Source organism: Brevundimonas mediterranea, from assembly GCF_014196125.1.
Lineage (GTDB): Bacteria > Pseudomonadota > Alphaproteobacteria > Caulobacterales > Caulobacteraceae > Brevundimonas > Brevundimonas mediterranea.
In genome coordinates this window covers 757359-780806 of the sequence record NZ_JACIDA010000002.1, presented here as the reverse complement: position 1 = coordinate 780806, position 23448 = coordinate 757359, and the positions used below count along the sequence as shown (strand labels likewise).

23 protein-coding genes and 1 tRNA gene are annotated in these 23448 nt (G+C 66.9%); 12 read left to right on the top strand and 12 right to left on the bottom strand.

Annotated elements, in window-relative coordinates:
- Positions 1-257: 257 nt before the first annotated feature.
- A tRNA-Gly gene (locus GGR11_RS12595) sits at positions 258-332 on the bottom strand.
- Between the two features lie 211 nt (positions 333-543).
- Positions 544-1326, bottom strand: coding sequence for an SDR family NAD(P)-dependent oxidoreductase (locus GGR11_RS12590; protein ID WP_183197496.1), 783 nt, complete (start codon positions 1324-1326; stop codon positions 544-546).
- A gap of 55 nt (positions 1327-1381) precedes the next feature.
- Between GGR11_RS12590 and GGR11_RS12585 the strand changes: the two genes are divergently transcribed.
- On the top strand, positions 1382-1780 hold the full coding sequence (locus GGR11_RS12585) for a YkvA family protein (protein WP_183197494.1): 399 nt from the start codon (positions 1382-1384) through the stop codon (positions 1778-1780).
- A gap of 161 nt (positions 1781-1941) precedes the next feature.
- Here the strand turns inward: GGR11_RS12585 and GGR11_RS12580 are convergent, their stop codons facing one another.
- The gene (locus GGR11_RS12580; protein WP_183197493.1) at positions 1942-2943 is read right to left on the bottom strand and encodes an NADPH:quinone oxidoreductase family protein; all 1002 of its coding nucleotides are present in this window, start codon (positions 2941-2943) and stop codon (positions 1942-1944) included.
- 143 nt (positions 2944-3086) lie between these two features.
- On the opposite strand from GGR11_RS12580, the gene GGR11_RS12575 reads away from it, so the two are divergent.
- Both GGR11_RS12575 and GGR11_RS12570 read left to right on the top strand, forming a co-directional pair.
- Positions 3087-3956 (top strand): isoaspartyl peptidase/L-asparaginase family protein, encoded by an 870-nt coding sequence (locus tag GGR11_RS12575; protein ID WP_183197490.1) that lies wholly within the window; start codon positions 3087-3089, stop codon positions 3954-3956.
- A gap of 83 nt (positions 3957-4039) precedes the next feature.
- A complete protein-coding gene (locus GGR11_RS12570) occupies positions 4040-6889 on the top strand; it encodes a M16 family metallopeptidase (RefSeq protein ID WP_183197488.1) in 2850 nt (949 codons plus the stop codon).
- A gap of 194 nt (positions 6890-7083) precedes the next feature.
- Here the strand turns inward: GGR11_RS12570 and GGR11_RS12565 are convergent, their stop codons facing one another.
- The 4 genes from GGR11_RS12565 to GGR11_RS12550 form a co-directional block, all read right to left on the bottom strand.
- Positions 7084-7914: a S1 family peptidase gene (locus GGR11_RS12565; protein WP_183197486.1), complete on the bottom strand. Its 831-nt coding sequence runs from the start codon at positions 7912-7914 to the stop codon at positions 7084-7086.
- A gap of 15 nt (positions 7915-7929) precedes the next feature.
- Positions 7930-8370 carry a DUF350 domain-containing protein gene (locus GGR11_RS12560; RefSeq protein ID WP_008263805.1) on the bottom strand — a complete coding sequence of 147 codons (441 nt, stop codon included), beginning with the start codon at positions 8368-8370 and terminating at the stop codon, positions 7930-7932.
- 186 nt (positions 8371-8556) lie between these two features.
- Positions 8557-9717: a dual-specificity RNA methyltransferase RlmN gene (rlmN, locus tag GGR11_RS12555; protein ID WP_154726336.1), complete on the bottom strand. Its 1161-nt coding sequence runs from the start codon at positions 9715-9717 to the stop codon at positions 8557-8559.
- Positions 9718-9798: 81 nt separating this feature from the next.
- Positions 9799-10098 carry a DUF6356 family protein gene (locus GGR11_RS12550; protein WP_183197484.1) on the bottom strand — a complete coding sequence of 100 codons (300 nt, stop codon included), beginning with the start codon at positions 10096-10098 and terminating at the stop codon, positions 9799-9801.
- A 153-nt stretch (positions 10099-10251) separates the two neighbouring features.
- On the opposite strand from GGR11_RS12550, the gene GGR11_RS12545 reads away from it, so the two are divergent.
- Positions 10252-11595, top strand: a complete 1344-nt coding sequence (locus tag GGR11_RS12545) for a trypsin-like peptidase domain-containing protein (RefSeq protein ID WP_183197482.1) — start codon at positions 10252-10254, stop codon at positions 11593-11595.
- A gap of 338 nt (positions 11596-11933) precedes the next feature.
- The gene (locus GGR11_RS12540) at positions 11934-12269 is read left to right on the top strand and encodes a DUF2794 domain-containing protein (RefSeq protein ID WP_183197480.1); all 336 of its coding nucleotides are present in this window, start codon (positions 11934-11936) and stop codon (positions 12267-12269) included.
- A gap of 6 nt (positions 12270-12275) precedes the next feature.
- On the opposite strand, the gene GGR11_RS12535 is transcribed toward GGR11_RS12540, so the two are convergent.
- Both GGR11_RS12535 and GGR11_RS12530 read right to left on the bottom strand, forming a co-directional pair.
- The gene (locus tag GGR11_RS12535) at positions 12276-12839 is read right to left on the bottom strand and encodes a hypothetical protein (RefSeq protein ID WP_183197478.1); all 564 of its coding nucleotides are present in this window, start codon (positions 12837-12839) and stop codon (positions 12276-12278) included.
- A 175-nt stretch (positions 12840-13014) separates the two neighbouring features.
- A complete protein-coding gene (locus GGR11_RS12530; RefSeq protein WP_183197475.1) occupies positions 13015-13764 on the bottom strand; it encodes a Bax inhibitor-1/YccA family protein in 750 nt (249 codons plus the stop codon).
- Between the two features lie 130 nt (positions 13765-13894).
- On the opposite strand from GGR11_RS12530, the gene thpR reads away from it, so the two are divergent.
- Together thpR and GGR11_RS12520 are read left to right on the top strand one after the other, a co-directional pair.
- Positions 13895-14434 carry an RNA 2',3'-cyclic phosphodiesterase gene (thpR, locus tag GGR11_RS12525; protein WP_183197473.1) on the top strand — a complete coding sequence of 180 codons (540 nt, stop codon included), beginning with the start codon at positions 13895-13897 and terminating at the stop codon, positions 14432-14434.
- Positions 14431-15033 (top strand): GNAT family N-acetyltransferase, encoded by a 603-nt coding sequence (locus GGR11_RS12520; RefSeq protein ID WP_183197471.1) that lies wholly within the window; start codon positions 14431-14433, stop codon positions 15031-15033. Before thpR ends, GGR11_RS12520 begins: the two co-directional genes overlap by 4 nt.
- 3 nt (positions 15034-15036) lie before the next feature.
- Here GGR11_RS12520 and GGR11_RS12515 read toward each other — a convergent pair whose 3' ends face one another.
- Positions 15037-16596: a methyl-accepting chemotaxis protein gene (locus GGR11_RS12515; RefSeq protein ID WP_343051130.1), complete on the bottom strand. Its 1560-nt coding sequence runs from the start codon at positions 16594-16596 to the stop codon at positions 15037-15039.
- Between the two features lie 264 nt (positions 16597-16860).
- Between GGR11_RS12515 and GGR11_RS12510 the strand changes: the two genes are divergently transcribed.
- From GGR11_RS12510 to mmcB, 3 genes are all read left to right on the top strand, one after another.
- A complete protein-coding gene (locus GGR11_RS12510; protein ID WP_183197469.1) occupies positions 16861-17379 on the top strand; it encodes a lipocalin family protein in 519 nt (172 codons plus the stop codon).
- 126 nt (positions 17380-17505) lie between these two features.
- A complete protein-coding gene (locus tag GGR11_RS12505; protein WP_183197467.1) occupies positions 17506-18042 on the top strand; it encodes a carbonic anhydrase in 537 nt (178 codons plus the stop codon).
- 103 nt (positions 18043-18145) lie between these two features.
- Positions 18146-18592: a DNA repair putative endonuclease MmcB gene (mmcB, locus tag GGR11_RS12500; RefSeq protein ID WP_183197465.1), complete on the top strand. Its 447-nt coding sequence runs from the start codon at positions 18146-18148 to the stop codon at positions 18590-18592.
- A gap of 1 nt (position 18593) precedes the next feature.
- Here the strand turns inward: mmcB and GGR11_RS12495 are convergent, their stop codons facing one another.
- Both GGR11_RS12495 and GGR11_RS12490 read right to left on the bottom strand, forming a co-directional pair.
- A complete protein-coding gene (locus GGR11_RS12495) occupies positions 18594-19382 on the bottom strand; it encodes a C40 family peptidase (protein WP_183197463.1) in 789 nt (262 codons plus the stop codon).
- An 82-nt stretch (positions 19383-19464) separates the two neighbouring features.
- Entirely contained in the window at positions 19465-20847 is a 1383-nt protein-coding gene (locus GGR11_RS12490; RefSeq protein WP_183197857.1) for a leucyl aminopeptidase family protein, read from the bottom strand.
- A gap of 326 nt (positions 20848-21173) precedes the next feature.
- Here GGR11_RS12490 and GGR11_RS12485 point away from each other — a divergent pair, with 326 nt between their 5' ends.
- Both GGR11_RS12485 and GGR11_RS12480 read left to right on the top strand, forming a co-directional pair.
- Positions 21174-22298, top strand: a complete 1125-nt coding sequence (locus tag GGR11_RS12485) for a sulfotransferase domain-containing protein (RefSeq protein ID WP_183197461.1) — start codon at positions 21174-21176, stop codon at positions 22296-22298.
- Between the two features lie 147 nt (positions 22299-22445).
- Positions 22446-23261 carry a tetratricopeptide repeat protein gene (locus tag GGR11_RS12480; RefSeq protein ID WP_183197459.1) on the top strand — a complete coding sequence of 272 codons (816 nt, stop codon included), beginning with the start codon at positions 22446-22448 and terminating at the stop codon, positions 23259-23261.
- Positions 23262-23448 lie beyond the last annotated feature (187 nt).

Here is a 23448-nt window from a genome sequence, read left to right as displayed (position 1 = left end):
GCAAGAAGCTGCGGGCAACAACATTCCAAGGCACTATTTTCCCGTGACCTGCTCGCGGGTCGATCTCCGCAAAAATTAGTTCGGTCTTTTCAGCAGATTTCAGGGGCCTTCACCGCAATGCGCCATGCCAATGGACAGGCGAGCGCTCGCCAGCAAAAGATTTTTGGTAGCGGTGTGGTAGCGGCGTAAAAAATAGGGTGGGCGATCCCGTTGGGATCGCCCTGCCATAACCTATTGATTGCCTTGGCAATCTCGACTGGAGCGGGCGAAGAGATTCGAACTCTCGACCCCAACCTTGGCAAGGTTGTGCTCTACCACTGAGCTACGCCCGCACTCCGTAGGAGCTAGGTGCGCTCCCCGTCGAGGAGGGGGCGTATAGCGGAGGGTTGAGCGGTCCCGCAAGAGGTTTTTTCGGCCTATCGCGGTTCGCATCGCCTGAGCCCGAAAATCGCCGCTGAAACGCCCCCCCCGCCGCCCGCCGCATGAGCGGTTTCGCGCTCAAGCAGCGAGCGACCGCGTCGCGAGCGTAGCGCCCCCCGCGCCTCAGCGCGGCGCCAGTCTGATAGCCCCGTCCAGCCGGATGCACTCGCCGTTGATATAGACGTTGCGCGCCAGCTCCAGCACCAGGGAGGCGTAGTCGGCGGGCGTGCCCAGGCGGCTGGGGAAGGGGATGGCGGCGGCCAGGGCGTCCTGGATCTTCTGGTCCATGCCGGCCATCATCGGCGTCCACATGATGCCCGGCAGGATGGTGTTGCAGCGGACCCCTTCCTGGGCCAGATCCCGCGCGACCGGCAGGGTCATGGCGTAGACCCCGCCCTTGGACGCCGAATAGGCCGCTTGGCCGATCTGACCGTCCTGGGCCGCCACGGACGCCGTATTGACGATCAGGCCGCGCTCGCCGTCCGCCATAGGCTCCAGCGTCACCATGCCCGCCGCCGACTGCGACAGGACGCGGAAGGTGCCGAACAGATTGACCCGCACGGTGCGTTCGAACTGGGCCATGTCGTGGGCCTTGATCTCGCCGGTGTCCTTCTTGCGCGAGACGGTCTTCATGCCGGTGGCGATGCCGGCGCAGTTGACGGTCAACCGCTCCTGGCCATGGGCGGCGCGGGCCTTGGCGAAGGCGGCGGCGACCGAGGCGTCGTCGGTGACGTCGACCTTGCAGAAGACGCCGCCGATCTCGGCCGCGATCGCCTCGCCGCGTTCGGCGTTCAGGTCGAACAGGGCGACCCGTGCGCCGGTTGCGGCGATGGCGCGGGCCGTGCCTTCGCCCAAGCCGGACGCCCCGCCCGTGACCACGGCGGAAATGCTGTTGTCGAGTTTCATCCCGGTCGTTCCTATGTTGTATTGAACCTGAGTTTCGTTTGAGGATTTAGCGGCCATGACCGCCAAAGCCAAACCCGCCGACCCATCCGACGCCCTGGACCCGAAAAAGGCCCTCGTCCCTTCCGTGGTGAAGGTCAACGAAGCGCGCGTAAGCCGGGGCTTCTGGCCCAAGATCACCCGGACGGCCGCCCGCATACCCTTCGCCGACCAGGCCCTGGCCGCCTGGTACGCCGCGCGCGATCCCGAGACGCCGATGGCGGCCAAGGGCATGATCTTCGCCGGCCTGGCCTATTTCATCCTGCCCATTGACGCGATTCCCGACATCTTCGCGGGCATCGGCTACACAGACGACGCCGCCGTGATCACGGCGGTCCTCGCCATGGTCGGCGCCAATATCAAACGCCGCCACCGCGACCAGGCAGAGGACGCGGTCCAGCGACTGAAGGGCAATTAGGGTAGGCCCCCTCTCCCCCTGCGGGAGAGGGAGACCGCACACGGCGGCGCAGCCGTCGTCCTGGCGCGGTCGGGCGAGGGGTCGCGCCAGCCTCGCCGTTTCGCACAACCCCCTCATCCGGCCCTTCGGGCCACCTTCTCCCGCAGGGGGAGAAGGGGATTTCAGCTCTCCACCGTCACCACGATCTTGCCCAGAGCCTGACGATCGCCCAGCGCCTTGATCGCCGCCCCGGCCTTGTCGAGCGGGAAGGTCTGCGACACGCGCGGCTTGATCTTGCCCTCGGCGTACATCTGCATCAGCTCGGCCATATTGGCGGCGTGGCCCTTGGGATCGCGCGCGACGGCCGCGCCCCAGAAGACCCCGATCACCGAAACCGACTTCAGCAGGGTCAGATTCAGCGGCAGGGACGGGATGCCCGCCGGGAAGCCGACCACCAGATAGCGCCCGTTCCAGTCCATGGCCCGAAGCGCCGGATCGGCGTAGTCGCCGCCCACCGCGTCATAGACCACGTCCGCCCCGTCACGCCCGGTCGCCAGTTTGAACTCGCCGGACAGTTCTTTCTGGGCCGCCTTGTCCATCGGCCCGGTCGGATAGATCAGGCCGTTATCGGCCCCAAGGTCCAGGGCGAACTGGACCTTGTCATTGGTCGAAGCCGCCGCCACGACCCGCGCGCCCATGGCCTTGCCCAGTTCGACGGCGGCGGCGCCCACGCCCCCGGCCGCGCCCAGCACCAGAAGCGTCTCGCCGGCCTTCAGCTGCGCCCGATCCTTCAGCGCATAATAGCTGGTGCCATAGGTCATGATCAGGGCGGCGGCCTCCTCGAAGCTCATAGCCTCCGGGATGGGAATGACCGTCTCGGCCTTGACCGCCAGCCGCTCCACCAGCCCGCCCCAGCCGGGCACGGCGATGACCCGGTCACCCTTGCGCACGCCCTTGACGTCCTCGCCCACGGCCTCGACCACGCCCGCGACCTCGGCGCCGGGCGAGAAGGGCCGTTCGGGCCGGAACTGGTATTTGTCCTCGATGATCAGGGTATCGGGATAGTTGATCCCCACAGCCTTGACCTCGATCACCACCTCGCCCGCCTTGGGCGTCGGATCGAGCACGTCTTCCACCACCAGGGTTTCGGGACCGCCAGGGGCCTTGGACAGGACTGCGCGCATAGAAGTTTCCTTTCTTGGCCTACCGCGCTTCGCGCTGCTTGAGGCCGTTTTCCCTGGACCGACATGGCGCGGCCTTCATCCCAACGCTAAAGAGCGCCACGCCCGATTGAAAGAGGCGACAGAAGCAGGCTCAGGAAGACGACATGACCGCCCTCATCCTCCACGGCGGCGCCGGCGCCCGGCGCGAACGCAACTATGACGCCGAGGTCGTGCACATGCGCCAGGCGGTCGAGGCCATGAAGGCCCGGCTGGAGGCGGGCGACAGCGCCCTGGACGTGGCCGTGGCGGCGGTGACCATGCTCGAGGATTCCGGCCTCTATGTCGCCGGCAAGGGCGCCTCTCCCAATCTGGCCGGCGCCTATGAGCTGGACGCCAGCCTGATGGACGGATCGACGAAACGCGCCGGTTCCGTCGCCGCCCTGCAAGGCTTCCGCAACCCCGTCGTCGCCGCCCGCGCCGTCATGGACCGCACGCCGCACGTCATGCTGGTCGGCGAGGGCGCGGCCCTGTTCGCGCACGATCAGGGGCTGGAGCCGATCGCCGACGAGGCCGCCTGGTACACCGACGCGGGCCAGGGCGAGGACAATCATCCGCCCGGAACCCTCAGCCACGGCACGGTCGGCGCCTGCGTGCTGGACAGCCGGGGCCGCCTCGCCGCCGCCACCTCGACCGCCGGGGTCTTCGGCAAGATGCCGGGCCGCGTCGGCGACACCCCCATCCCCGCCGCCGGAACCTGGGCCGACGGCCACGCCGCGACCTCCTGCACCGGCCAGGGCGAATATTTCATCCGCGTCGCCGCCGCCGCCCAGGTCGCCTGGCGCGTCGCCGCCGGCCAGACCCTGGCCGCCGCGACCCAGGCCGTGATCGACGAGATCGGCGTGCTGGGGGGCGACGGCGGAATGATCGCCCTGGACGCCGCCGGAAACATCGCCAGCCCCTTCAACAGCCAGGGCATGAAACGCGCCTGGCTGACGCCGGACGGCGATATCGGCGTCGAGGTGTTCGGACGCTGAAGATTACAGCTCTGTAAGGTGCACGGCGGGCGGACGCTGGTACGGTCGCCTCCGCCCCGGCGTTCCGGGCCTGGAGACCCCCGATGAAAATCCGCCTGACCGTCACCGTCGCCGCTTCGGCTCTGCTGCTGGGCCTTGCAGCGCCCGCCTTCGCCGCCCCGGCCCCCGCGCCCGTCGTCGCCCAGGCGCCTCAGGGCGTCGTCGTGCCGCCGCTGGGCTTCGCCCGGCGCGTGCTGCCGAACGGGCTGGAGGTCTATACGGCGCGCGACGCCGACACCTCGAACGTGACGGTCCAGGTCTGGTACAAGGTCGGGTCCAAGGACGATCCAGCCGGCCGCTCGGGCTTCGCGCACCTGTTTGAACACCTGATGTTCAAGGCGACCAAGAACCTGCCGCCCGAGACCTTCGACCGTCTGACCGAGGACGTGGGCGGGTCGAACAACGCCTTCACCGCCGATGACACCACCGCCTATTTCGAGACCGTCCCCGCCAACCACCTGCAGCGGATGCTGTTCGCCGAGGCCGAGCGGATGGGCTCGCTGGTCGTGGACGAGCCGACCTTCGTCGCCGAGCGCGACGTGGTGAAGGAAGAATACCGCCAGCGCATCCTGGCCAATCCCTACGGCCGGTTGTTCGGACTGTTCGTGCCCGAGACCCTGTATCAGGAGAGCCCCTATCGCCGCGCCGGCATCGGCTCGATCGAGGAGCTTGAGGCCTCGTCCCTGGACGACGTGCTGCGTTTCCACGCCACCTACTACCGGCCCGACAACGCCTATCTGATCGTGGCGGGCAATTTCGACCAGGCCCAGCTGGACCGCTGGATCGACCAGTATTTCGTTCCGCTGAAGAACCCGACCACGCCGCTGCCGGCCAATAATGTCGTCGAGCCCGAGCCGACCGGCCCGCGCGACGCCACCTATCATGCGCCGAACGTGCCCCTGCCCGCCGTGGTGATCGGCTGGCCGACGGTCAAATACGCCGACGCCGACCGCGCCGCCCTGACCGTGCTGGACGGCATACTGTCGACCGGCGAGAGCAGCCGCCTGTACCGGTCGCTGGTCTATGATCAGCAGATCGCCGCACAGATCGGCTCCAGCCCCGACTTCGCCCAGCAGGCCGGCAATCTGACCGCCCTGGCCATCATGGCCCAGGGCCATACGGCCGAAGAGGGGATCGCCGCCCTAAACGCCGAGATCGCCAAGCTGCGCGACGCCCCCGTCACCGCCGCCGAACTGACCGAGGCCAAGAACGAGATCGTCGCCGACGCCCTGCGCAGCCGCGAGACGGTCGACGACCGCGCCACGGCGCTCGGCTTCGCCCTGATCAACACCGGCGACGCCGCCGCCGCCGACCGCGAGATCGCCCAAATCCAGGCCGTCACCATCGCCGACGTCCAGCGCGTGGCGCGCAAATATCTGACGCCCCAGCGCCAGTCGACGATCCGCTACCTGGCCGCTGACGAGCAAAACCCGCCCTCGGTTCAGAAGATGAACGTGGACGCCCCCGTCAAGGTGGCCGACCTGGCGCCGGCTGGAACCCCCGCCGTCCTGCTGCCGGAGGCCGAGCGCACGCCCCTGCCGCAACCGTCGGCCGAAGTGGCCCCCGCCACGCCCAGCGTCGCCGACTTCCGTCTGGACAACGGCCTGCGCGTCCTGGTCGCCCCGACCGACGGGGTGCCGCTGGTCTCGGCTCGTCTCAGCTTCGACGCCGGCTCGTCAGACGATCCGACGGGCAAGGCCGGGATCGCCTCCATGACCGCCGCCCTGCTGACCCAGGGCACCAAGACCAAGTCGGCGCCCGAAATCGCGACCGAGATCGAACAGCTGGGCGCCTCCATTGGCGCCGGCGCGGGCGTGGATTTCACCAATGTCTACGCCAACGCCCCGGCCAACGCCTTCCCGGCGACGGTCGCCCTGATGGCCGATCTGGTGAAGAACCCGGTCTTCGCCGCCGAAGAGCTGGAGCGTCAGCAGGCCCAGGCCCTGGACGGCCTGCGCGTCGCTCTCAGCCAGCCGGGCTCCATCGCCAGCATGACCGTGGGCCGCGTCATCTATGGCGACGCCCCCTATGGCGCGACCCTGACGCAGCAGACGGTGCCGGCCATCACACCGGCCGATGTGGCCGCCTTCCACGCCGCCCGCTACCGTCCGTCGGACGCCACCCTGGTCTTCTCGGGCGACATCACCCCCGCCGCCGCCCGCGCCCTGGCGCAACAGGCGTTCGGCGACTGGCGCCCGGCCGGAACTGCACCGGCCGCCACGGCCAATCCCGCCGGTCAGGCCCTGGCTCCGCGCATCGTCGTGGTGAACCAGCCCGGCGCCGGCCAGGCCGCCGTCGTCGCCGCCATCCGCGGCGTGTCGCGCACCGACGCCGACTATTTCCCGCTGACGGTCGGCAACACCCTGCTGGGCGGCGGCTTCTCGTCGCGGCTGAACCAGGAAATCCGCATCAAGCGCGGCCTGTCCTACGGCGCCGGATCCTCGCTGGGCGTCCGCGCCGACGCCGGGGTCTTCACCGCCTCGACCCAGACCAAGAACGAGACCGCCGACGAGGTCACCGACCTGATCCTGGCCGAGATCGCCAAACTGGGAACCGAGACCCCAACCCAGGCCGACCTGGCCCCGCGCCGCGCTACCCTGATCGGCGGCTTCGGTCGGTCGCTGGAAACGGTGGACGGCCTGGGCTCCCTGGTCGCCAACCTGGCCCTGTATGACCTGCCGATGAGCGATCTGGCCGACTACGCCGGCCGCATCCGCGCCGTCACCCCGGAACAGGTCGAGGCCGCCTTCGCCGAACACCTGCCGGTCAATCGCGCCAGCCTGGTGATCGTCGGCGACGGCTCGCTGTTCCTCGACGACCTGCGCGCCAAACACCCGAACCTCGAAGTGATCGAGGCGGGCGATCTGAACCTGAACAGCGGTTCGCTGAAGTAGGGATCGCGAAGACCTCTCCCTCCCCGTCCGGGGAGGGGGGTCGCGTAGCGACCGGGTGGGGGCGGCCAGGCAAGGCCGCACCTGTCCGATCCAAGACAAGCCTGTGGCGCATCGCCCTGCCGTCCCCACCCGGCTCCGCCTTCGGCTCAGCGCCCCTCCCCCGCAGGGGGAGGGAGAGCCGCCGTCTCAGATCCTCAAACCGACAGACACACCACCTGCGCCACGCGCAGGTCCCGCCTTAGCGCATCCGCGACCCGGCCATAGTTGTCGATGGTCACCGGCTCGCCAAGCACCACCTCGTCGGCCCGCTGCTCGCCGCGAATGGCGGGCGCGAAGGATTCCGGCGCCGTGGTGTAGATCCGCCCCCGCCGCGGGGCCTCGGCGATGGTGACGCCCAGGACGCGGCCCCGCCCATCCATCACCGGCGCGCCCGACAGACCCGACAGGGTGCCCTCCAGTCCGTCGGTGCGTCCGACCTCGGCCCAGGCCAGGACTGGTTCATCACGGGCTCCGCGTCCGAACACCTTCAGGGTCTCGCGGCCCAGCAGGCGCGAGGTCACCTCTCCGGCGCGCCCCTGGGGGAATCCGGGATGGAAGGCCCGCTGCCCCTTGCGCAGGGGCGCGTCTGCAGCGACCGGCAGGGCGGGCGGGCCGCCATCCGTGATCAGAAGGGCGACATCTGCGCGGGGCGCCAGGCGCACATCGGCCGCGACGGCTCGGTCGCCTCCGATCACCAGGGCGGGCTTGCGACATCCCTCGACCACATGGCGGGCGGTGACCCAGCGGCCACGGCCGGCGATGGAGAAGGCCGTGCCCGAAGAGGGCTGGAACGGCGCGTCTGGCGCGTCAATGGTGACGGCGGAATCAAACGGGGTGACGGGCCCCAGCAGGGCGCCCTCGATCTCGTCCGGCGGCGGCGGGGCCGGCGGGGCGTCGGCGTTCTCGCGCCGGCCCAGCGACACCGCCAGCAGCACGCCCGCGACCGCGCTGTAGATGGCCCAGTCCGGCAGGCGAGGGAATTGCATGGGTCAGCCCGCCGATCAGCCGGTCAGGGCGGCGGACAGGATCACGGCCGTGGCCAGCTTGGCCCCCACCAGGACCACGGCGGCCGAGACCTCGCCGTCCTTGATCCGCTGCGGCAGGCCGTGCAGCATCAAATCCACGACCCGGAAGGCCAGCAGTTGCAGCACCAGGGTCGCCACCCCCCAGATGGTGATGTCCCGCACCGAGGTCGAGACCGACAGGGACACCGCCAGCGGAATGGCCAGACCGACCAGAATCCCGGCGAAGGCCACGGCCGCGGCCGGATTGCCCTCGCGGATCAGGGCGATCTCCTTCCACGGCGTCAGCATGGCGTAGATCGCCGCCCCCGCTGCGAGCAGCAGCAGGGTGACGGCCAGGTGCATGACCATGACCGGAAAGCCCGAGGCGAAAGCCTGCACCTCGGCGCTGGACAGAACGTCGGACAGTGATGGGTCCATATCCACACGCCTTGCCCGATTGCCGCCCCAATCCGCAAGCGCGGCGGAGACACAGTACGTGACATTATGTGTCGAAGGGGCCGTCTCCTCCCCTCTGGGGGCGATGGCGCGGCGCTTCTTCAGCCGTGGCGGAGGGGGCATTTCCGCATCCCCGACGCCCTCCCTATCTCATGGAAGGATACGAAACTAAGCCGCCGCCTGCTCCGCCTTCCTGAGCGTGCTCGCGCGCACCTTCTCGCTCTCGGACTTCAGCTGGCCGCAGGCGGCCAGGATGTCGCGGCCGCGGGGGGTGCGGATGGGGCTGGCGTAGCCGGCCTTGTTCAGGATGGCGGCGAACCGTTCGATCGTCTTCCAGTCCGAGCATTCGTACTCGACGCCCGGCCAGGGGTTGAACGGAATCAGGTTGATCTTGGCCGGGATGCCTTCGATCAGCTTCAGCAGGGCCCGCGCCTCTTCCGGACTGTCGTTGACGCCCTTCAGCATCACATATTCGAACGTCACCCGGCGCGCATTGGACAGGCCCGGATAGGCCCGGATGCCCGCCATCAGCTGGTCCAGCGGATATTTCTTGTTCAGCGGCACCAGGACGTCGCGCAGGGCGTCGTTGGTGGCGTGCAGACTGATGGCCAGCATGGCCGCCGTGCGCGTGCCCAGGGCGTCCAGTTGCGGCACGACGCCCGAGGTCGAGACGGTGATCCGGCGCCGCGACAGGGCGATGCCCTCATTGTCCGAGATGATGTCGATGGCGTCGGCGACATGGTCCAGATTGTAGAGCGGCTCGCCCATGCCCATGAAGACGATGTTCGACAGGCGGCGGTCTTCCTTCGGCGACGGCCATTCCTCCAGATCGTCGCGGGCGACCTGGACCTGAGCCACGATCTCGGCGGCGGTCAGGTTGCGGACCAGCTTCTGGGTTCCGGTATGGCAGAAGGTGCAGTTCAGGGTGCAGCCGACCTGGCTGGACACGCACAGGGCGCCGGCCCGACCCACGTCAGGGATATAGACGGTCTCGATCTCGATGCCCGGCGCGGTGCGGATCAGCCATTTGCGGGTGCCGTCCTTGGACACCTGGCGTTCGACGATCTCGGGCCGGGCCAGGGTGAAATGCTCGGCCAGCTTGGCCTGCATGTCCTTGGCCACATTGCTCATGGCCGCAAAATCAGTGACGCCGTAGTGGTGGATCCAGCTCCACACCTGGCTGGCGCGCATCTTGGCCTTTTCGGGCGGACAGACGTTCGCATCGATCAGCGCCTGGCGCAGGCCCGCGCGCGTCAGACCGGACAGGTTGACGGGGGCCTTAACGGCAGGCGCGTTCGAGACACGGGAAAGATCGAGCGTGATGCTCAAGGCGGCGATCCTGGATGCGGTTTAGCCGGCCTATATAGCACGAACCCCGGCAATTGCATGGCCGGGCGGTTTGGGACGCGACTACAACCCCACGTCCCAGACGCCGGCGTCGCGCATCCGGCTCTGTTTCGCTTCTTCCGCCCGGCCGCCCATCTCCTGGGCCAGGCCTCGCACGGCGGTGGAGACGGTGGTCTTGTGCACGCCGGGAACCAGGGCGTGGGCGAAGGCCGCGCCGGCTAGCCGCAGCAGGCGCAAGCCGAAGGCGGCCGAGGCGCCCATATGCTGGAAATAGGTCTCGCCGACCTGACGCGGATGTTCGCGGAACAGGCGGTCGAACGCCGTCGAGCCCGGACGGGCGCGGTCGATCGTCGTCTGTCTCATGCGGCGGCTCCGGCGGTTCGCGGACGTCGATGGTCACGTGGGAGCGGGCCTGACGCAAGCCCTGTTTTGCAAACACCGACACAAGCCGCCGCCCAGCCCATCGTCATGCGCGAGAACTCCGGCTAGAGTCGCGGCTCGATCAAGGGAATCTCGATGACGCTTCGCTCCAAGGCCGTTTCCTCCATGGCTGTCGCGGCCGCCCTGCTGACCCTCGCCGGCCCGGCCCTTGCGCAGTCTGGCCCCAGCTATCTTCCCTATGACGCACGGCGCGGGGTGTTCAGCTTCGCCCCCGGTCTGGAAGGCTCCCTGCCCGCCGTGGTCCAGGTGACGACCCTGGGCCAGTCGCGCGGCCCCAGCTCGGACGCCGAGGATCCCAAACCCTACGCCTCGGGCTCGGGCGTCATCGTCGATGCGGCCCAGGGCATATTGATCACCAACAACCACGTCGTCGAGAACGGGCGGAAATTCACCGTCGACCTGACCGACGGCCGGCTGTTCGACGCCGTGCTGGTCGGGGCGGACAAGGCCACCGACATCGCCGTGCTGAAGATCGTGCCCGACGGCCGGCCGCTGAACTTGAAACAGGTGCAGACGGTCGATTCCGACACGCTTCGGACGGGCGACCTGGCCTTTGCGGTCGGCTATCCGCTGGGCCTGGACCAGACCCTGACAATGGGGGTCATCTCGGGCCTGAACCGCTCGGGCCTGGGCGACGCGGTCGAGGACTATATCCAGACCGACGCGGCTGTGAACTCGGGCAATTCGGGCGGGCCGCTGCTGGACAGCCGGGGCCGGCTGATCGGCATCAACACCTCCATCCTGTCCGGCGGCATGGGCGGGGGCAACGACGGCATCGCCTTCGCCGTGCCGACGCGGATCATGCTGTATGTCGCCGACCAGCTGCGCGCGCACGGCGAGGTCAAGCGCGGCGAGACCGGGGCCATCTTCGCCTCCCTGACCGCCGAACGCGCCCGCGAGATGCGGCTGGGCATCGTGCGCGGGGCCGTGGTCGCCGACGTGGCGCCCGGCTCGCCCGCCGAGCGGGCGGGCCTGCGCGACGACGACGTCATCACCCGTATCCAGGGCCGTCCGGTGGCCAACGCCGGGTCGGTCAACGCCACGGTCGGCGTCGCCGCGCCGGGCTCAAGCCTGAACGTGGTCTATCTGCGCGCCGGGCACGAGGCCACGACCGCCCTGACGGTTGCGACCCCCGTCGAGGGCGCGGTCCATATCGGCGCGGACCGGGTGCTGGCTTACGGCGCCACCTTGCGCGACCTCGATGGCGAGGTTCAGGTCGTCGCTGTCGAGGGCGGCTCGGCGGCGGCCCAGGGCGAACTGATCGCCGGCGACATCATCACTTCAGTCGGGGGCGCCCCGGTCGCAGACGCCCGCGCGGCGGCCGAGGCCCTGCGCGGATCGGCGGGCGCGACCGCAGTCGAGACGCGCCGCAATGGCGATACGGTGACGGTGAACCTGGAAATCCCTCTTACCGCCTGAGGGCGCGGCCTAAAGGCTTCGGGTCGGGCGCCGACCGTGGCGCATCCGACCCGAGCCTGGCTCCAGAAAGAAACACCCGCCTTGCCTGGGAGGGGGAGGGGATCGGCAAGGCGGGCGCTCGCTTGGAGGAAGCATCGGCCGCCGGAGCCCTTTGTGGAAACATCCAGGGGGCTGGGGGGGCTGTTCAGGATCCGGACGCTTCCGAACTCCGACGAGCCGATGATTGGTGTTTCGCCGCCCAAGCAGGCGGGCGAAGGACGGAAACGAGGCCATTTGGTGTCGCCCGTCTTTTCTGCGTCGCCTCTGGCGTCGGCGCCCCTGTGGCCTAAGTTCAAACCATGAGCATCACCCCTCAAGACGCGGCGGCCTCCGCCGGTCCCGTCTTCTTCGACCGCCGCGAGTTGGACCCGATCCTGCGGGTCTACGGCCGTATGGTCGCCCAGGGGGAATGGCGCGACTACGCCATCGTCGGCCACAAGGACTTCGCCGAGTTCGCCGTCTTCCGCCGCTCCGGCGACGCCCCCCTCTACCGCATCGAAAAACGCCCGGCCCTGCAGAGCCGCCAGGGCCAGTGGGCCGTCATCGGCGAAGGCGGCCAGATCCTGAAACGCGGCCGAGACCTGGCCCAGGTCCTGCGGGTGTTTGATGGGCGACGGTTCCAGGTAATCGAGTGAATCTGTTCACCTCTGGCGCACGACAGGGGAAAGCCAATCGTCGTCGCTCAAACGAATGTCCTGCGGAGCCCTTGATTGTCCGCCGGATACTCTGACCGGTTTCAGAACAATATCAAACTCTTCGCCAAAATCGTCGACCGCGTAGGCCGGGGGCGAAATCTGGGCCATCACTAAGTAACCGCCGTCCGGTACGCCCTCGAACCGAAACGCGCCTCCAGCGCCGCAGGTCGCTTCTCGGATCAAACTCGTCAGCTCGGGCCACCGCCACTCAGTCGGGGATCCGTCGCGCCAGACGCCTTCCTCCTTGAGGGACCACCACATCCTGTTCGCGATGAGCCATCGATTTCGGGGCGTGTCCGGAATAAGCCGGATCGCCTTGCCTTCGCACGTCAGCGTCTCCTTGGGCCCAAAGCCCATGCCGGTCGGCAGAGGGCGTGTGAGACGTGCGGTCATCTGCAGCATGCCGGACAGCGGGAAGCCCTGCGCCTGGAACCATGTGAGTTCGGTGGCTCCAGGCTGGCGAAATCGATCTGCCGCCTGCTCCTCGTGTAGCCTTTGATAGGCGGCCATGGTCAAGCAACCACCGAGCGGCGACGTAATGAGCAAGCTTGCGACAAGCCCTACCAAGCTCCGTCCGCGTTTCAACATCGCTCACCCCATTTGGTCGAGCCAAGGCCTAAACACTATGCCGCAAAAAGAAAGGGCCCCGCGAGGGGCCCTTTCCGCATCCGTCTTGCGACAGGTCTTAGTTCCGGTTGCCGCCCATGAAGGCCAGCAGGAATTGGAACAGGTTCACGAAGTTGATGAACAGGCTCAGGGCGCCGAAGCCCGTGGCCACGCCCATGGCGTTCTGGTCGCCGCCCAGGGCGTAGTAGGTCATCTTCAGACGCTGGGTGTCATAGGCGATCAGACCCGCGAAGATCAGCACGCCTAGGCCGCTGATGATGAAATACATCATGGTCGACTGCAGGAACATGTTCACGATCATGGCCACGATCAGACCGATAACGCCGAAGATGAGGAAGGTCCCCATGGCGGTCAGGTCCTTCTTGGTGGTGTAGCCCACCAGGCTCAGACCGCCGAAGGCCGCCGCTGTGACCAGGAAGGTCGAAGCCAGCGAACCGCCGGTATAACGCAGGAACAGCACGCCCAGGCCCGCGCCGATGGTCGCGACCACGGCCCAGTACAGCAGGTTCACGCCCTTGGCCGTCGGGTTCTTCATGAAGAACATCGAGCCGAACAGCAGCACCAGGGGCGAGAACTGGACGATCATGCCCAGCATCGTCAGACCCACGCGTCCGTCCGGCGTCACGCCGAACAGCAGTTGCTGCACCGCCGGCACATTGCCGGTCGTATAGGCCAAGGCGGCCGCGACCACGAGGCCCAGGGCCAGCTTGTTGTAGACGCCCAGCATGAAGCCGCGCAGGCCGGCGTCCACCGACATGTCGGCCGTCTGCGGCAGGGGGCGGGCGTAGCCGTTGTTGAAATCGCTCATGGCGACGAACTTTCTCCGATTGGCCGGAGAGACTTCTCCGGTCACAGGTCTCGAATATCGTGAGCCACAGGCTCCACTGCAAGGAAAACCGGACTTGGAGGGTGCGGTTCCTGCCGCTACCTTCAGTCGCATGTTGCGCCTGTTCACCGCCCTGACCCTGCCGCCGGACGTCGAGGAGACGCTGAAGCGCCGCCAGTCGGGCCTTCCGGGCGCGCGCTGGCGGCCGCTGGACGCCCTGCACGTCACCCTGGCCTTCTATGGCGAGACGGACGAGCGCAGGGCCGACGATCTGGCCTCCGAGTTGGCCCGCGTCGCCGGCGGCCCGTTCGAGATCGTGCTGAAGGGCGTCGGCGCCTTCGGCGACGACCACCGCAGCCACACCCTCTGGGCCGGGGTCGAGACGCCCAACGAACGGCTGACCGTCCTCGCCGGCCGCTGCAAGAAGGCCGCCGAACGCGCCGGCCTGACGCTGGAGTCCCGCGACTACCGCCCCCACGTCACCCTGGCCTATCTGAAGCCCCAGACGAACCCGGACCGGATCGGCGCCTGGATGGCGGGCCACAATCTGCTGCGTTCGCCGCCCATCCGCATCGACCGGTTCGGTCTCTATTCCAGCGTCCTGACCGGCGACGGCAGCCAGTATGCGCTGGAGCGGGAGTATCTGCTGTGACCGTCTCCGACCCCACCTACGCCGTTCCGCCCCACGTCACCCTGGGCCCGACCCTGGAGACGGCGCGGTTGATCCTTCGCCCGCCGGCGATCGAGGATTTCCCGCGCTGGGCCGAGTTCATGGCCGACGAAGAAACCGCCCGTTTCATCGGCGGCGTCCAGCCCCCACCCCAGGTCTGGCGCACCCTGTGCGCGGTCGCCGGCATGTGGGCCCTGACCGGCGAGGGCATGTTCTCGATCCTGGAGAAATCGACGGGTCTCTGGCTCGGCCGCATCGGCCCCCTACACCCCTACGGCTGGCCGGGCCGCGAAGTGGGCTGGAGCCTGCACCGCGACGCGACCGGCAAGGGCTATGCGGTCGAGGCGGCGGCCGCCGCCATGGACTACGCCTTCGACGTCCTGGGCTGGGACGATGTGATCCACTGTATCGACCCCGACAACCAGGCCTCGGCCCGGGTGGCGACGCGGCTGGGCTCGGTCAATCGCGGACGCGGCCAGTTGCCCGAGCCGATGCAGGATCATGTGATCGACCTGTGGGGTCAGACGCGCGCCGACTGGGCCGTCAATCGGGCGCGCCTGACACGTTTACCGGAGCCTTGAGCGTCAGAACTCTTCCCATTCCTTGAGCGCAGCGTTGCCCTGGATTCCGCCGGGCCGAACCAGGGCGACGACCTTGTCGCGGCCCTGAGAGGCGGCGCTGCGCCCCGGCAGGGGACGGCTGGACGGCGTCGGCGCGGGGCGAGCGGCCGCACGCGCCGGTTCGCCGGTCTGGAAGCGCGACACCAGCCGCTCCAGTTCGTTGGCTTCCGACCTCAGGTTGGACGCTGCGGCGGTGGCCTGTTCGACCATGGCGGCGTTCTGCTGCGTCACCTGGTCCATCTGGTTGACGGCGGTGTTGACCTCGTTGAGGCCTGTCGCCTGTTCCTGGGACGATTGAGCGATCTCCGAGACCAGGGTGTCGATGTCGGCGATCTTGGTCACAATGCCGGTCAGGGCCTTGCCGGTGTCGCCGACCAGCTTGACGCCGCGCTCCACCTGGCTCGTGCTGCTGGCGATCAGGGTCTTGATCTCCCGCGCCGCTTCGGCCGAACGCTGGGCCAGGGCGCGCACCTCCTGAGCGACGACGGCGAAGCCACGGCCCGCGTCCCCGGCCCGCGCCGCCTCGACGCCGGCGTTCAGGGCCAGCAGATTGGTCTGGAAGGCGATCTCGTCGATCACGCCGATAATGTTGGTGATCTGTCTGGAGCTCTGTTCGATCTCGCCCATGGCTGCGACGGCGTCCTGCATCTCATCGCCGGACTTGGCGGCGCCGACTGTGGCGTCGGAGGCGGCGGCGGCGGCCTGTTTGGCCCCGTCGGCGCTGCGCTTCACCGTCGCGGTGATCTCATCGAGAGCGGCGGCGGTTTCCTCCAGGCTGGCGGCCTGCTGTTCAGTGCGGCGCGACAGGTCGTCAGAGGCCGCTGCGATCTCATCCGAGCCCGCGCGCAATCCGCTTGTGGACGCTGCAATGGCCGTCATGGCCTCGCGCAAGCTGTCGATGGCGGCGTTGAAATCGTCCTTGATCTGTTGGTAGCGACCATTGAAGGGGACAGAGATTCGCGCCGTGAGGTCGCCCTGGGCCAATCGCTTCAGACTGTCGGCGAGGGCGGAGACCACCGCGCTCTGCTCATCGGCGACCAACTTGCGCTCCGCTTCGACGATGGCGCGCTCCTCATCGGCCTTGGCCGTCAAGATCTGGAAATAGTTGAACATGACGACACTGGCGTCGGAGAAGATCGACCTCATCAAACTGCGCATCAGTTCGTCGGAGTTCTTCTCATTCCAGCGCTTTTCCTTCATCAGTCCAGACGCGAGTCCTGCAGCGTAGGCGGCATAGGTCTTGCTGAGATAGGTCGCATAATCCAGGCTGCTGGATATGTTCTCCGTAATGACGGCCTGCTGTTCAAAATATTCGTCAGGAAAATTGCCCCGCGCGATGAACGAGAACTTCTTCTTCTCATTCTCCCAGACATCACGCGGCAAGGCGGTCAGCGACGGATCGATCACCTGGTAGGCGCCGAGCAGGGCCTTTTCCAGATGTTTTCCAGCCCGCTCATGAACAAGCTCACCGATTTCCCGGTCATGGGTGTTCCAGGTCGTTATTTGCGTTTTTATATCGGACACAGCAGCCCCCTATATTTCTGGAAATTACAGTCAGGTCTAATTTTCTACTGACTGTCCGAAGTAGACTGGAGCGTCGCGCCAAAATCACTAACGCGACATGAATGAAACCGGCGTTACACGAGACGCTAAAAATCAGCCCCTCGCCGTTGTCGCAGAAGTGCGACACTTGGCCGGTTCTGAGCCTCGAGCGTCGCGGGCGTATCGCAGGCAACCAAACGCCGCTTGGCGTCGTATGTCCTGAAAACTGCTCGAGGACGCCATCCGATGCTTCGCGCCAGCCTGTTCGCCGCCGCTTTCACCTTCTTGCCCTTCGCAGCCCTCGCCCAATCCCGCGACGTCGATCTGGACAGGTTCGACGGCCGCTGGTTTGAGATCGAGCGCAGCCACAACGACGTCCAGAAGGACTGCAGCCGGGCCCAGATCGACTTCACGCCCCAAGATCGACCCGACCGTTACAGCATCGTCGTCACCTGCACCCGCCGCGCCGACGGACGCAACGAGGTGCTGCGCGCCAACGCCCGCATCGCCGACACCACGACCAACGCCAAATTCCGCTTCACCCTGCCCGGCTTGCTCAGCTTCGGCGGTCTGGCGGGTCAGAACTATTGGGTCTGGGACCACGACCCAGACTACAACTGGGCCATACTGGCCCTGCCGAACAAGTCCGACTGGTGGATCTGGCACCGCGATCAGAACGCCTCTCCAGCGGAACGCACGCGCCTGATGACCCGTGCTCGCGCCCTGGGCCTGGACATGAGCCGGGTGGTCAGCACCGGACGTTAGCGGACCGGGACGGAAAAGGCGCTCATCCTTAAGGCCGCATTGCCGCCCCGGCCCGGACGACTACTTAATAGTCAAGCTTATCGAACACAGATACCCGTGGTGTCGCATCAACCACGGAGCGATCAAATGAACGGCTGCTGTGTTCACCACACCCCCTCCTTGTCACGCCGGAGCGCCTTTGGCCTGATCGCCCTGGGCGCCGGCGTCAGCCTCCTGTCCACCCTGGCGCCCGGCGTCGCCCGGGCGCGGGGCCACACCGAAATCCTGCTGCTGACCTGCATGGACTATCGCCTGACCGATGACACCATCGCCTACATGGAGGGCCACGGCCTCCATGACAAATACGACCACGTCGTCCTGGCCGGCGCCTCGCTGGGCGCTCTGACCGACAAATTCCCCAGCTGGGGCGAGACCTTCTGGAACCATCTGGACGTCGCCATCGACCTCCACCACATCCACAAGGTCATGGTGATCGACCACCGCGACTGCGGCGCCTACAAGGTGTTTCTCGGCGAGGAGGCCGTCGACACCCCCGAGAAGGAACTGGCGATCCACACGCACGAGCTTCACGCCCTGCGCGACGCGATCAAGCAGCGCCACGAACACCTTGAGGTCGAACTGGGCCTGATGTCCCTGGATGGGCAGGTCGAGGAGATCGCCTGAGGCGCATCCCTCCACAGAAGCCCGCCCGTAATCCTGAGCCCGATCGGGGGCGCCGGACGATCCCCCGCTTGCGCCCGGAACGTATCCGGAACATAAATCCGGTATGGCCGCCACAGCAGTCTCGCTTGAACTGGTCTTCAGCCGACCGGAAACCACCCTGTCGGTCACGCGGGGGACGGCGCGGCTGATGCTGGATATGGGCTATGCGCCCCTTCTGGAAGTCTGCCTGCCCAATGGGCGACGGGCCGACGTCATGGCGGTCGGGCCGAAGGGCGACATCGTCATCTGCGAGGTCAAATCAGGGGTCGAGGACTATCGCGTCGACCGCAAATGGCAGGAATACGGGCCGTTCTGCGACGCCCTGTATTTTGCGGTCGCGCCGGAGTTTCCGCAGGACGTCCTGCCGGAGGCGCCCGGGCTTATCGTGGCCGACGGCTTCGGCGGGGCTGTCGTGCGGACGGCGCCGGTCAGTCCGCTGGCGCCGGCGCGACGCAAGGCCCTGACCCTGGCCTTCGCGCGGCTGGGGGCGATGCGGACGATGCGGGATTAAATCAGAGGCGGCGGAAGACGGCGGAGGCGAAACCTTCGTCCGTCAGGCGCGCCTCGACCTCGGCCAGGGCCTCGATCACGACCCCGCCCTTGTCTCCGGTGGAATGGATGATCCGTTCGGCGTCGATCATCAGGGCCGAATGGCCGGTCCAGTCCTGATCGCCGCCGGGCGCCAGCCAGACCACGATGTCGCCGCGCAGGTGCGGGCCGGCGGGGGCCGCCTGGCCCAGTTCGGCCTGGGCGTCGGAGCGACGCGGGCCCGGCAAGCCGCAGGCCAGCAGGGCCTGCTGCACCAGGCCGGAACAGTCGGTGGAGACGGAGGAGCGGGCGCCCAGCTCGTGTGGGCGGCCCAGCAGGCGTTCGGCCACGGCGGCCAAATCGCGCTCGAAATCGCCGACGGGTTGCAGATCCGTCTCGGCCAGGCCCTCGGCCGTCTCGACCACCAGGGCGTTCAGCGGCAAGGCGGCGTCCACGGCGGCGACGCGGCGGGTCGGCAGGGGCGCCCCGGCCGACAGGCTGTCCACCACCACCCAGCCGACCACGCCGTCGCGGCGCGCCCGGCCCCAGACCCGGCCGTTGGCCCGGTCCAGAACGTCGAAGATCTCGCCGTGCAGCAGCTGGTCGATGCGAGCGTCGCGGTCCGAAAGGATGTCGGCGACGGCGACGCGGCAATGCATGGGCTTGGTCTTGCGATAGGCGGAAGCGCGCACCAGCCCTTCCAACGCCTGTTCGGCGAGGTCGGGGCGAGCGAGGCGGTCGCCGGTCGGAAGAAGGTCGAGGACGTCGGTCAAACGTGGACTCGCATGGTTGAACCCAAACCCTATCGGCAGATGCCGAAGGGGCCGTTAACAGCCGTCTTTTTTCTGAGAGAAATCAACAGAACCGCGTTTTCAAATAGTGGAAACAAGCCCTTAGCGCCTGTGCCTCGCCACCTTCGGGATAGCCGGGCCGCGCGCGGGGGTTCCAGGCGAAGATGTCCATATGGGCCCAGGCGCCGGTCGTCGGGGCGAAGCGCTGCAGGAACAGGGCGGCGGTGACCGACCCGGCCTGAGCCCAGGCCGAGGAGTCGTTCTTCAGGTCGGCGATCTCGGTGTCCAGAGCGCCGCGATAGCCGGCCCACAGCGGCATCCGCCACAGGGGATCGCCCACCGCGGTCCCCGCCGCCAGCAGGCCCTCGGCCAGGGCGTCGTCGTCGGTATAGAGGGGCGGCAGGTCCGGCCCCAGGGCGATCCGCGCCGCCCCGGTCAGGGTGGCGAAGTCCAGGGTCAGGTCGGGCTGATGCTCCCCCGCCCTCGTCAGGGCGTCGGCCAGGATCAGCCGCCCCTCCGCATCCGTGTTGCCGATCTCGATGGTCAGCCCCTTGCGGCTGTTCAGGATGTCGCCGGGCCGGAAGGCGTCAGCAGACACGGCATTCTCCACCGCGGCGACGATGACCACCAGCCGCACCGGCAGATCGGCCTGCATGACCAGCCGCCCCAGGGCCAGGGCGTGGGCCGATCCGCCCATGTCCTTCTTCATGTTCCGCATCCCGGCGGCCGGCTTCAGGTCCAGCCCCCCGGTGTCGAACACCACCCCCTTGCCGACCAGGGCCACCAGCGGCAGGTCCGTCTGGTCCAGCTTCCAGCCGATCTCGATCAGGCGCGGGGCCCGGTGCGCCGCCGCCGCCCGACCCACGGCGTGAACGGCGGGGTAGTTCGCCTCCAGCAGGGCGTCGCCCTCGACGACAGTGATCGCGGCCCCGGCGCTTTCGGCGATCTCGCGGGCGATGGTCTCGATCTGCAACGGTCCCATGTCGGCGGCGGGCGTATCGACCATCTCGCGCGCCAGGGCGCAGGCGGCGACGATCCGCGTTGTCTCGGCGAGGTCCAGCCCCTCGGGCGCGACCAGCCGCACCGGCGTCTTGTCCGGCCGGGCCTTGTAGCGGTCGAAGACATAGGCCCCCAGCAGGAAGGCCAGGGCCGCCCGCCGCGCAGCCTCCGGCTCGGCCTCTAGCCGGTACAGACCGCCTGGCAGGCGGGCTGAAAGCGCCCGCGCGGACAGCAGTTCCCCACCCTTCTCCGCCCCTGCAAGAACCTGCCCCACGCACCCTGCGGCCGTTGGGACCACCAGAATATCACCCGATCTCCCCTTGAACGCGTTTATGTCGGCCCAGCGTCTAGCGGCCGCATCAAGCACGCTGTCTGGATCGACAAATCGGATTGGAATGGCGGCGCTGCCCTGGGTAACGAGCTCTAGGAGGCTGTGGAACTCGCCCATCATGGGAAATCCTTATCGAGGTCGGCGGATGGTCTAGGCCCGGCCTATCTCATACGGACACAGAATGGCGAGACCTCCGCGTCTCGCGCCTCTCCGCACACAGCCTAAAATTTTGAACCGCACCACGTCGAGCAGCATTTGAGCTGCATAACCGTTCAAAAATGTCATCCCAAGAAGGCCAATTTAGCCTGGGGGAATACGAAACAGTCGAGCCGAGAAGCGGACGCTTGCAATCCCGCATCCAAAGCGAGCTTGTTTAATCGTTGCAATCACGTCAGATATTTCACGACAAAAATATGTCTTCGCATTAGAGTTAAATATAATCAATGCTGATATTGACGCTAGGAACGCAAGCGAGCGCTTCGACTTGGATTTTTAACGCCGTGAGGGCGTTATTCTCTGTAAACGAGATTCACGCTGCAAGCGCAATGAGCGAAGAGGGTTACCAATTTCTCGGCATGGTGCCGCCAGACTTTGACCACTTCATTTTAAAATCACACCGAATAGATAATAATCTCATTAACTTGGCTCGACTCTCGTCAGCCAAGGTGATAGTTACCTCTAGAGATCCTCGCGACGTTCTAGTCTCGCAAAAAGAGCGGTTCGATTCTGAGTATAGAGATCAAATAGGAGCGTTGTCACGCTCCCTAGTATCAATTGCTTCGATCCCCGCGTCACTCAACATGATGCAGCTGCAATATGAAGATAGGTTTTTTGAGCGTAGCGACACAATTCGTCGCCTCGCCAGTTTTCTATCGCTTCCCGTTACGGACGAGCAGTGTGAGTCTATCTTCGCCGCCTTGTCCCCCGAGTCTGTTCGAGCACAGATCTCGACATGGGTTTCAGAAGCCGCACCTCGCGACACACAGGAATGGGACATGGCAACCCATTGGCATGCGGGGCATCTCGGGGACGGCCGATCCGGCAAGTGGGTCGGGGCCCTGCCCGACGTTGCGCGAAAAGCCGCCGAGGGCGCCCTAGCGCCTTTCCACGCCCCAAAAGATTTCCGCTCAGAAGAGACGTTTTGGTCACCTTACCTGTTCAACGGACCAGAAACTGATGGGGGGGGCGCTGTAACCTTGAGCGTCAATGGGGAAGCGAGCTTGCTTGTTCACGGCCCCTACTTGTGCCTTCCCGTGGGGCGATGGATGATGCGCCCCGTTCTCAAAGCGCCCTCCGATGGTCGTTTGATTGCCATCAAGATGGACGCCTACACCTACGCCGATGACCGGGGTGTAATGGAGATGAAGACCTTGGTCCTGCCTATCGCCACGAAGAAGACGCCAAGTTTAGAAATTGACGTCGTGGATCATCTGCACCCTCTTGAGTTTCGACTGTACTCCGTGAACGACGGTCGTAAGGGCTCTTTCGAGTTCGGTGGCGTGCGTTTGAAATACCTCGGAGAAAGCTCGAACTTAGGTTTGCATCCCGCCATGTCTCGAGTTGCTTGAAGGAGCGTCGTAGCCATATAGGTTTAAGGCTCCGCTGTCCGGCACCAGTCGGCCGAAATGCGATCATGAAGCCGAAAAGCTGATCTTAACCAACAGTTGACGCGAACCGGCGAGTCTGGAGGCGACCGGACCGTCAGGACTCCACCCATGTCGCCCATGCCCGCCCTTCTCGCAACCGCCGCCCTGCTCAGCCTCTCGGCCGCACCGGCGTTTGCGGCCGATCCCGCCCCCGCCCAACAGCGCCGCTCACCGGCCCCGGCCGAGACCCGCGCCGCCTATGAGCGGATGGACGCCCTGTCGCGCTCGGTCTTCTGGGCCGGGGAGCAGGAGATCAATCCGGCCGATCCCGTGGCCGGGGTGAAACTGGCCCAGGCCCTGCGCGAAATGGGGCGGTACGACCAGGCGGTTCAGACCGCCGAGGGGGTGCTGACCATCCAGCCGGCCAATCTCGACGCCCTGCTGGAGCTGGGCCGCGCCCATATCGCCCGAGGCCAGGCCTTCTACGGCGTCGCCCCGCTGGAGAAGGCGCGCGACCTGGCGCCGCGCGACTGGCGGGCCTATTCGCTGCTGGGCGTGGCCTATGAACAGGTGCGCCGGTTCGACGACGCCCACGCCGCCTGGAACCAGGCCCTGGTCCTGTCGCCCGACAATCCCGACGTCCTGACCAACGCCGCCACGGCCGCCCTGACCCGCGGCGACGCGCCGGGCGCCGAGACCCTGTTGCGGCGTGCGGCCGCCCAGCCCGCCGCCTCCAGCCGGGTGCGCCAGAACCTGGCCATGGTGGTGGGCCTTCAGGGCAAGATGGGCGAGGCCGAACAGATCCTGCGCCGCGAACTGCCGCCCGAACAGGCCGAACAGAGCCTGCAATGGCTGCAGGCGCGCAATTCCGCCGGCGGTGCGGCGGCGTCGGGCGGGGCGACGCCGGACACGGCCCGGACCTGGAGTTCGCTTCAGGGCGGTTGAGCCGCGATTTCAGACTCACAAAAACATAGTCTGAATTGTCTGAATCGTCTGAAATCTCCCTGATCCGAACTCTGTCCGCCCCTGCGGCGACCACACCCACCGAGGATCTCACGGTTTGGAAGACCGACGGGTCGAAGGCCGCGAGATTTCGTCAAGCCTTTGAAAACACAGGCGACGAACCAGCGTC

Coding starts and splice junctions, on each gene's coding strand:
- GGR11_RS12590 (WP_183197496.1), bottom strand. CDS start 1,326: ATGAAACTCGACAACAGCATTTCCGCCGTGGTCACGGGCGGGGCGTCC.
- GGR11_RS12585 (WP_183197494.1), top strand. CDS start 1,382: ATGACCGCCAAAGCCAAACCCGCCGACCCATCCGACGCCCTGGACCCG.
- GGR11_RS12580 (WP_183197493.1), bottom strand. CDS start 2,943: ATGCGCGCAGTCCTGTCCAAGGCCCCTGGCGGTCCCGAAACCCTGGTG.
- GGR11_RS12575 (WP_183197490.1), top strand. CDS start 3,087: ATGACCGCCCTCATCCTCCACGGCGGCGCCGGCGCCCGGCGCGAACGC.
- GGR11_RS12570 (WP_183197488.1), top strand. CDS start 4,040: ATGAAAATCCGCCTGACCGTCACCGTCGCCGCTTCGGCTCTGCTGCTG.
- GGR11_RS12565 (WP_183197486.1), bottom strand. CDS start 7,914: ATGCAATTCCCTCGCCTGCCGGACTGGGCCATCTACAGCGCGGTCGCG.
- GGR11_RS12560 (WP_008263805.1), bottom strand. CDS start 8,370: ATGGACCCATCACTGTCCGACGTTCTGTCCAGCGCCGAGGTGCAGGCT.
- GGR11_RS12550 (WP_183197484.1), bottom strand. CDS start 10,098: ATGAGACAGACGACGATCGACCGCGCCCGTCCGGGCTCGACGGCGTTC.
- GGR11_RS12545 (WP_183197482.1), top strand. CDS start 10,252: ATGACGCTTCGCTCCAAGGCCGTTTCCTCCATGGCTGTCGCGGCCGCC.
- GGR11_RS12540 (WP_183197480.1), top strand. CDS start 11,934: ATGAGCATCACCCCTCAAGACGCGGCGGCCTCCGCCGGTCCCGTCTTC.
- GGR11_RS12535 (WP_183197478.1), bottom strand. CDS start 12,839: ATGGCCGCCTATCAAAGGCTACACGAGGAGCAGGCGGCAGATCGATTT.
- GGR11_RS12530 (WP_183197475.1), bottom strand. CDS start 13,764: ATGAGCGATTTCAACAACGGCTACGCCCGCCCCCTGCCGCAGACGGCC.
- thpR (WP_183197473.1), top strand. CDS start 13,895: ATGTTGCGCCTGTTCACCGCCCTGACCCTGCCGCCGGACGTCGAGGAG.
- GGR11_RS12510 (WP_183197469.1), top strand. CDS start 16,861: ATGCTTCGCGCCAGCCTGTTCGCCGCCGCTTTCACCTTCTTGCCCTTC.
- GGR11_RS12505 (WP_183197467.1), top strand. CDS start 17,506: ATGAACGGCTGCTGTGTTCACCACACCCCCTCCTTGTCACGCCGGAGC.
- mmcB (WP_183197465.1), top strand. CDS start 18,146: ATGGCCGCCACAGCAGTCTCGCTTGAACTGGTCTTCAGCCGACCGGAA.
- GGR11_RS12490 (WP_183197857.1), bottom strand. CDS start 20,847: ATGGGCGAGTTCCACAGCCTCCTAGAGCTCGTTACCCAGGGCAGCGCC.
- GGR11_RS12485 (WP_183197461.1), top strand. CDS start 21,174: ATGCTGATATTGACGCTAGGAACGCAAGCGAGCGCTTCGACTTGGATT.
- GGR11_RS12480 (WP_183197459.1), top strand. CDS start 22,446: ATGTCGCCCATGCCCGCCCTTCTCGCAACCGCCGCCCTGCTCAGCCTC.